The sequence below is a fragment of the Streptomyces sp. NPDC007808 genome, assembly GCF_042868655.1.
Lineage (GTDB): Bacteria > Actinomycetota > Actinomycetes > Streptomycetales > Streptomycetaceae > Streptomyces.
In genome coordinates this window covers 890,328-897,282 of the sequence record NZ_JBIAEQ010000003.1, presented here as the reverse complement: position 1 = coordinate 897,282, position 6,955 = coordinate 890,328, and the positions used below count along the sequence as shown (strand labels likewise).

The 6,955-nt window shown below is 70.8% G+C and carries 9 protein-coding genes; 4 read left to right on the top strand and 5 right to left on the bottom strand.

Annotation, left to right across the window (positions count from 1 at the left end; genetic code table 11):
* Positions 1-92 (bottom strand): biotin carboxylase N-terminal domain-containing protein (locus ACFYNL_RS15750; RefSeq protein WP_308427085.1); only part of this gene is annotated, 92 nt, incomplete at its 3' end.
* A gap of 360 nt (positions 93-452) precedes the next feature.
* Between ACFYNL_RS15750 and ACFYNL_RS15745 the strand changes: the two genes are divergently transcribed.
* Positions 453-905, top strand: a complete 453-nt coding sequence (locus tag ACFYNL_RS15745; protein ID WP_388802643.1) for a hypothetical protein — start codon at positions 453-455, stop codon at positions 903-905.
* Here ACFYNL_RS15745 and ACFYNL_RS15740 read toward each other — a convergent pair.
* Together ACFYNL_RS15740 and mmpB are read right to left on the bottom strand one after the other, a co-directional pair.
* Complete coding sequence (locus ACFYNL_RS15740) at positions 874-1,494, bottom strand: Maf family protein (RefSeq protein ID WP_388802640.1); 621 nt, start codon at positions 1,492-1,494, stop codon at positions 874-876. The two genes, ACFYNL_RS15745 and ACFYNL_RS15740, sit on opposite strands and share 32 nt — an antisense overlap.
* A gap of 31 nt (positions 1,495-1,525) precedes the next feature.
* Positions 1,526-1,654 (bottom strand): morphogenic membrane protein MmpB, encoded by a 129-nt coding sequence (gene mmpB / locus ACFYNL_RS15735; protein ID WP_093747104.1) that lies wholly within the window; start codon positions 1,652-1,654, stop codon positions 1,526-1,528.
* Positions 1,655-1,774: 120 nt separating this feature from the next.
* On the opposite strand from mmpB, the gene ACFYNL_RS15730 reads away from it, so the two are divergent.
* Positions 1,775-2,905, top strand: a complete 1,131-nt coding sequence (locus tag ACFYNL_RS15730; RefSeq protein ID WP_388802637.1) for an SGNH/GDSL hydrolase family protein — start codon at positions 1,775-1,777, stop codon at positions 2,903-2,905.
* Here the strand turns inward: ACFYNL_RS15730 and ACFYNL_RS15725 are convergent.
* Both ACFYNL_RS15725 and ACFYNL_RS15720 read right to left on the bottom strand, forming a co-directional pair.
* Positions 2,902-3,111 (bottom strand): acyl-CoA carboxylase epsilon subunit, encoded by a 210-nt coding sequence (locus ACFYNL_RS15725; protein ID WP_388802634.1) that lies wholly within the window; start codon positions 3,109-3,111, stop codon positions 2,902-2,904. The genes ACFYNL_RS15730 and ACFYNL_RS15725 overlap by 4 nt on opposite strands.
* Positions 3,112-3,128: 17 nt before the next feature.
* A complete protein-coding gene (locus ACFYNL_RS15720) occupies positions 3,129-4,751 on the bottom strand; it encodes an acyl-CoA carboxylase subunit beta (RefSeq protein ID WP_388802631.1) in 1,623 nt (540 codons plus the stop codon).
* 110 nt (positions 4,752-4,861) lie between these two features.
* On the opposite strand from ACFYNL_RS15720, the gene ACFYNL_RS15715 reads away from it, so the two are divergent.
* Positions 4,862-5,722 (top strand): biotin--[acetyl-CoA-carboxylase] ligase, encoded by an 861-nt coding sequence (locus ACFYNL_RS15715; RefSeq protein ID WP_388802628.1) that lies wholly within the window; start codon positions 4,862-4,864, stop codon positions 5,720-5,722.
* 96 nt (positions 5,723-5,818) lie between these two features.
* A complete protein-coding gene (locus ACFYNL_RS15710) occupies positions 5,819-6,949 on the top strand; it encodes an adenylate/guanylate cyclase domain-containing protein (RefSeq protein ID WP_388802625.1) in 1,131 nt (376 codons plus the stop codon).
* Positions 6,950-6,955: the final 6 nt, after the last annotated feature.

Genomic DNA, 6,955 nt, shown 5'->3' with positions numbered 1-6,955 from the left:
TAGACGGCCACGCTCGCGATCCCGGCGTCCCGGCAGGCCCGGGCCACGCGGACAGCGATTTCGCCACGGTTGGCGATGAGCACCTTGCGCACGATTGAGGCTCCCTCCTTGAAACAAGCCGAGTTTAGGGACTGCCGACACGCCACATCGACCCGTCCCCGGTGGTGAGCTTGCCCACACGGAGCGTGATTCCAGGCTGGCTCGACCTGTGAAATCCCATGTCGCGCCTCGGCACGCAGGTCTCTCCCGGGAAACCCTAGCCCTCCGCTGTGGTCAAGGTCTCTGTCATCACGTGCTGCGGGCCACTCTGTTTCTTTGTGGAATCCCTACGAATGGCCCAATGATTCTTTGCCGTCGACCTAACCCTTGTCCGTGGGTTTACCCGTTAGTAGCGTTCGGGATGTCTCGAACGTACTTGGGGTAACAGAACGCTCGGAAGTGGGTGGGGGTCGGTGGTGCGCAGGCCGGTGGCGTGGGTGGTGGCGGTCGTGCTGTTCGCCGAGGCGTTCGGTGTCGCGGCCCTGCAGTGGTTCCTCGGGGTCGCCGTCGACCGGCAGGACATGTCCCTGGCCGGGCTGGACCCGGACGTGATGTCGCTGTCCTCGAAGGTCGGCGGCCTGGTCTTCGGCGCCTACTTCGCCCTGTGCGCCGTGGTCGCCCTGCTCGTGGCCGTGCGGAACCGCGCCCCGGCCGGACTCGGCCGGATCCTGCTGGTCAGCGCGGCCGTGGTGCACGGGGTGCTGGGCGCGGTCACCTGGGGGCTGGTGGGCTGGGCCGCGTTCGTGTTCATGGTCGTCGTGCTCGCCCTCATCGTGCTGCTGCTGATGACGTACGACGCCCCGATCGCCCCCGAGGCCTCCGACGGCTCTCCGGTCAGTCCTCCGCCGGCGCCCACAACTCCGTGATGCCGACGCCCAGTTGCCCCAGCAGCCGCCGCACCAGCGGCAGGCTGATGCCGATCACGTTGCCGTGGTCGCCGTCGATGCCGTCGATGAACGGGGCCGAGCGGCCGTCGAGGGTGAAGGCGCCGGCGACGTAGAGCGGTTCGCCGGAGGCGACGTAGGCCGCGATCTCCTCGTCCGTCGGCTCGCCGAAGCGGACGACCGTGGAGGCGGTGGCGGAGGCGTACCGGCCGGTCGCGGTGTCGTAGACGCAGTGGCCGGTCTGCAGCGTGCCCGCCCGGCCGCGCATCGACTTCCAGCGCGCCGTGGCCTCCTCGGCGTCGGCCGGCTTGCCCAGGGCGTGTCCGTCCAGGTCCAGGACCGAGTCGCAGCCGATCACGATCGCACCCTTGACCTCGGGCTTCGCGGCCACGACGGAGGCCTTCGCCTCGGCCAGGGCCAGGGCCAGTTCGGCGGGGGTCGGCGCGCTGACGGCGTCCTCGTCGACTCCGCTGACGATGACCTCGGGTTCCAGGCCGGCCTGCCGGAGCAGGTTGAGCCGGGCGGGGGACTGGGAGGCCAGGACGAGTCGGCGGCGGGGCTGATCAGTCATGCGGTCAGCGTAACGGCGTGCCCGGCCCGGCTCACCTCAGCCCGAGCACGATCATCGTGAGCACCATGGCCAGCGCCATGAGAACGCCCAGCCGCCGCAACATCTCCTGCATGTCACGCAGTTCCTTGGGCGGCTCGTTCTCGGGGTCGGACCACAGCATGCCTTCCATCGTCGGCCGGGTGTCCATGGCCGCGCCTGAGTACGCGTACTCAACTTTCCACTAAACGGTGCTACCGTCTCATTAACTAAAGGGACTTCAGTTCCGTTTGGAGGATGTGCCGTGTACACCGCTTCCTGGATCGCCTCGCCGCAGCTGCCCAGCGAGGGCTTCACACCCAACTGGTCCCGTGAGGGCTTCTGGCGCCAGTCACTGCGCCAGGTCGTCCGACTGTCGGCGGGAGGCGGCCGGGTCAGGGTGCGGCTGTCGAACGCGTACGGGGGCTCGCCCGTGCGCGTCGCGGGCGCGAGCGTCGGGCGTACGGCCGCGGGGGCCGCCGTCGAGCCGGGGTCGCTCACGCGGCTCACCTTCGGGGGTGCCGGGGAGGCGCGCATACCCGCGCGCGGGGAGCTCGTGAGCGACGAGGTCCCCATGGCCGTCGCCGCCGGGGAGTCGGTGACCGTCACCCTGTACTTCGACGCCGCCACTGGTCCGGCGACCTTCCACGCCCAGGCGTTCGCCACCGCCTACCGGGGCGAGGGCGACCTGTCGGCGGACGCCGGAGGCGAGGGCTTCGACGCCGTGACCGAGTCCTGGTACTTCCTGTCCGCGGTGGAGGTGGACGCCGGCCGCACGGACGCCGTCGCCCTCTTCGGCGACTCGATCACCGACGGGTTCGGCTCGACACCGGGCGCGAACCGCCGCTGGTCGGACGCGCTCGCCGAGCGCACCGGGCGACCGGTTCTCAACGCGGGCATCGGCGGGAACCTGCTGCTCAACGACTCCGCGTGGTACGGCGACAGGGGCGTGGGCCGGTTGCGCCGGGACGTACTCGACCGCCCCGGCGTGGACACCCTCGTGGTCCTGCTCGGTCTGAACGACATCGGCTTCAGCGAGACGGACGAGCAGCCGACCTACAAGCCGGCGCCGGTGGTGGAGGCTGAGGAACTCGTCGCCGGGCACCGGGAGTTGCTGGACCAGGGCAGGGCAGCCGGGCTGAGGGTCATCGGCGGCACCCTGCTGCCGGTGGGGGGCTCCGACCACTGGGGCGAGCACGCCGCCGAGGTGAGCCGCGAGCTGAACGAGTGGATCAGGCGCTCAGGGGAGTACGACGCGGTCGTGGACCTGAACCGGGCACTGGCCGATCCCGCGGACCCCGACCGCCTGCATCCGTCGTACGACTTCGGCGACCACCTGCATCCGAACGATGCCGGATACGAGGTGATGGCCGAAGTCGTGGCGCACATCCTCTAACCGGGCCAGTACGTGCGGGCCCATGTCGTCGGACCCGGCTGCGGCAGCCGCTGCGACGCGATGCGGGCCGGGTCCGCCCACGAGTCGCTCGGGGTCGGCGCGCCGGACGGCGAGGCTGCCGCCGCCGCGGCGCGGGCGCGGACCACCGCCAGTGCGGCGGCCAGCTCCTCGGGTGTCGGGTTGCCCCGGAGGACCTTGATGTTCATGACGGCTCCCAGCGCGCCTAGAGGGGGATGTTGCCGTGCTTCTTCGGAGGCAGGGATGCCCGCTTGGTGCGCAGCTGACGCAGGCCCCGTACGACGTGGTGGCGGGTGTCGGACGGCATGATCACCGCGTCGATGTAGCCGCGCTCGGCCGCGACGTAGGGGTTGAGGAGGGTGTCCTCGTACTCCTGGATCAGCCGGGCGCGCACCGCCTCGACGTCCTCGCCGCTCGCCTCGGCCTCGGCGATGGTGCGGCGGTGCAGGATGTTCACCGCGCCCTGGGCGCCCATGACGGCGATCTGGGCGGTCGGCCAGGCGAGGTTGAGGTCGGCGCCGAGGTGCTTGGAGCCCATGACGTCGTAGGCGCCGCCGAAGGCCTTGCGGGTGATGACCGTGATGAGCGGGACGGTCGCCTCGGCGTAGGCGTAGATCAGCTTGGCGCCGCGGCGGATGATGCCGTCGTGCTCCTGGTCGACGCCGGGCAGGAAGCCGGGGACGTCGACGAAGGTCAGGACCGGGACGTTGAAGGCGTCGCAGGTCCGCACGAAGCGGGCCGCCTTCTCACTGGCCTGGATGTCGAGGCAACCGGCGAACTGCATCGGCTGGTTGGCGACGATGCCCACCGGACGCCCCTCGACCCGCCCGAAGCCGGTGAGGATGTTCGGTGCGAACAGCGGCTGCGTCTCGAAGAACTCGGCGTCGTCCAGGACGTGTTCGATCACCGTGTGCATGTCGTACGGCTGGTTCGCGCTGTCCGGCACGATGGTGTCCAGCTCGCGGTCCTCGTCGGTGAAGGAGAGGTCCGCCTCCTCCGGGAACGCCGGGGGCTCGGAGAGGTTGTTTGACGGCAGGTACGACAGCAGCTGCTTGACGTACTCGATGGCGTCCTTCTCGTCCCCGGCCATGTGGTGGGCCACGCCGGAGGCCGAGTTGTGGGTGCGGGCGCCGCCCAGCTCCTCGAAGCCGACGTCCTCTCCGGTGACCGTCTTGATGACGTCCGGGCCGGTGATGAACATGTGCGAGGTCTGGTCGACCATGATCGTGAAGTCGGTGATGGCGGGCGAGTACACCGCACCGCCCGCACACGGGCCGACGACCAGGCTGATCTGCGGGATGACACCGGAGGCGTGCGTGTTGCGGCGGAAGATCTCGCCGTACGCGCCCAGGGAGGCCACGCCCTCCTGGATGCGGGCGCCGCCGGAGTCGTTGATGCCGATGACCGGGCAGCCGGTCTTCAGCGCGAAGTCCATGACCTTGACGATCTTCTGGCCGTAGACCTCGCCCAGCGCACCGCCGAAGACGGTGAAGTCCTGCGAGAACACGGCGACGGGACGGCCGTCGACCGTGCCGTAGCCGGTGACGACGCCGTCCCCGTACGGGCGGTTCTTCTCCAGCCCGAAGTTGGTGGAGCGGTGCCGGGCGAACTCGTCGAGTTCGACGAAGGACCCCTCGTCGAGGAGGAGCTCGATGCGCTCACGGGCCGTCAACTTGCCCTTGGCGTGCTGCTTTTCGACGGCGCGTGCGGAGCCGGCGTGCGTCGCTTCCTCGATACGGCGCTGGAGATCCGCGAGCTTGCCCGCGGTCGTGTGGATGTCGATCCCTTGGGTCTCTTGGATCTCGTGACGCTCTTCCGGCTCGGACATCGGGATGGCGCTCCCTGCCTGCTCAAAAGGGGGGACGGTTACTCATCCGTAGAGTAGTGGTGGCCCTACGAATCAGCAGTGCGGCGTTTCACACACCTAGGGTGGCTTGCATGACGCCGCGAGATGCATCAGACGACAGCCGCTGGTCCGACCTGGACCGTCCGCCGCTCAACGCCGCCGCGCTGCGGCGCGGGCTCGTGCGGGAGGGCGGGCTGTGGCGTGATGTGGACGTGGTGCAGCGCACCGGCTCCACCAACACCGACCTGGTGGCCCTGGCCACCGAGGGCAAGGCGGCCGAGGGCGCCGTCCTGGTCGCCGAGGAGCAGACCTCGGGCAAGGGGCGCCTGGACCGCACCTGGACGGCACCGCCCCGCTCGGGCCTGTTCTTCTCCGTGCTGCTGAACCCCGCCGAGGTGCCGGTGCCCCGCTGGGGCTGGCTGCCGCTGCTGACCGGGGTGGCCGTTGCGACGGGGCTGTCCCGTGCGGCGGGCGTGGACACGGCACTCAAGTGGCCCAACGACCTGCTGGTGACCGTGGGCGGCGAGGAACGCAAGGCCGGCGGGATCCTGGCCGAGCGGGCCGGGGACGCCGGTGTGGTCATGGGAGTCGGCATCAACGTCACCCTGCGTGCCGACGAGCTGCCCGTGCCGCAGGCGGCCTCGCTGGCCCTCGCCGGAGCCGTGAGCACGGACCGGGACCCGCTGCTGCGAGGTGTGCTGCGGTCCCTTGAGGAGTGGTACGGGCGGTGGCGGGCCGCGGCCGGGGACCCGGTGGTGAGCGGGCTCCAGGAGGCGTACGCGGCCGGCTGCGCGACCCTGGGCAAGGTGGTGCGGGCCGAGTTGCCGGGCGAGCGGGCGGTCACCGGCGAGGCGGTCGCCATCGACGGGGACGGACGGTTGGTGCTGGCGACCGGGGAAGGCGTGCAGGAGCCGGTGGGTGCCGGGGACATCGTGCACCTGCGGCCGGTGTGAGCCCTCTGCTCCGGCTTCCGGAGTGAGGTGGCACACACCTGCCGTAAAGTGAAGGCCGGTCGATTACTGACCGCGGCAGATCGGAAAGGCACAGGCGTGACCGTCGACGACACGGGCTCCGGCACGGGCGCGGACGGCCGGGTGGACCCCGACGCCGCCGACCCCGGCGAGGATCCGCTCGCTCTGCGCCTCGAAGGGCTCATCCTCGGCGCCGAGCGGCGCTACACCCCGTTTCAGGCGGCCCGTAGCGCGGGCGTCTCGATGGAGCTGGCGTCCCGGTTCTGGCGGGCCATGGGGTTCGCCGACATCGGGCAGGCCAAGGCGCTGACCGAGGCCGACGTACTGGCGCTCAGGCGCCTCGCCGGTCTCGTGGAGGCGGGCCTGCTCAGCGAGGCCATGGCCGTGCAGGTGGCCCGGTCCACCGGGCAGACCACCGCGCGGCTCGCGGAGTGGCAGATCGACTCGTTCCTGGAGGGGCTGACCGAGCCGCCCGAGCCGGGGATGACGCGGACCGAGGTGACGTACCCGATCATCGAGCTGCTCCTGCCGGAGCTGCAGGAGTTCCTCGTCTACGTCTGGCGCCGCCAGCTCGCCGCCTCGGCCGGCCGGGTCATCCAGGCCGCTGACGACGAGGAGATGGTCGACCGGCGCCTGGCCGTGGGCTTCGCCGACCTGGTCGGCTTCACCCGGCTGACCCGCCGGATGGAGGAGGAGGAGCTCGGCGAGCTCGTCGAGGCCTTCGAGACCACGGCGGCCGACCTGGTGGCCGCGCGCGGCGGGCGACTGATCAAGACGCTGGGCGACGAGGTCCTGTACGCGGCCGACGACGCCGGGGTCGCCGCGGAGATCGCGCTGCGGCTCATCGAGACGATGGCGAACGACGAGACGATGCCGGAGCTGCGTGTGGGCATCGCGTTCGGCACGGTGACCACTCGCATGGGCGATGTGTTCGGTACGACCGTGAACCTCGCCTCGCGGCTGACCTCCATAGCTCCGCGCGACGCCGTTCTCGTCGACAGCGCGTTCGCCGAGGAACTCATCCGAACGGGTGAGGCGCCGGCGTCGGAGGCGGAGGCGGCGGAAGCCGCTGCCGCCGCGGAGAAGGAGGGGGAGGAGCCGCCGGTGTACCGGTTCGCGTTGCAGCCGATGTGGCAGCGGCCGGTTCGCGGGCTCGGGGTCATCGAGCCGTGGCTCCTGACGCGGAGGGCGTCCACCGGGGGCGAGTGAGCGGGT

What these genes read in the sequence shown, in the direction of transcription:
- mmpB (WP_093747104.1), bottom strand. Translation starts at nt 1,654, where the DNA reads ATGCTGTGGTCCGACCCCGAGAACGAGCCGCCCAAGGAACTGCGTGAC.
- ACFYNL_RS15740 (WP_388802640.1), bottom strand. Translation starts at nt 1,494, where the DNA reads ATGACTGATCAGCCCCGCCGCCGACTCGTCCTGGCCTCCCAGTCCCCC.
- ACFYNL_RS15720 (WP_388802631.1), bottom strand. Translation starts at nt 4,751, where the DNA reads ATGTCCGAGCCGGAAGAGCGTCACGAGATCCAAGAGACCCAAGGGATC.
- ACFYNL_RS15715 (WP_388802628.1), top strand. Translation starts at nt 4,862, where the DNA reads ATGACGCCGCGAGATGCATCAGACGACAGCCGCTGGTCCGACCTGGAC.
- ACFYNL_RS15725 (WP_388802634.1), bottom strand. Translation starts at nt 3,111, where the DNA reads ATGAACATCAAGGTCCTCCGGGGCAACCCGACACCCGAGGAGCTGGCC.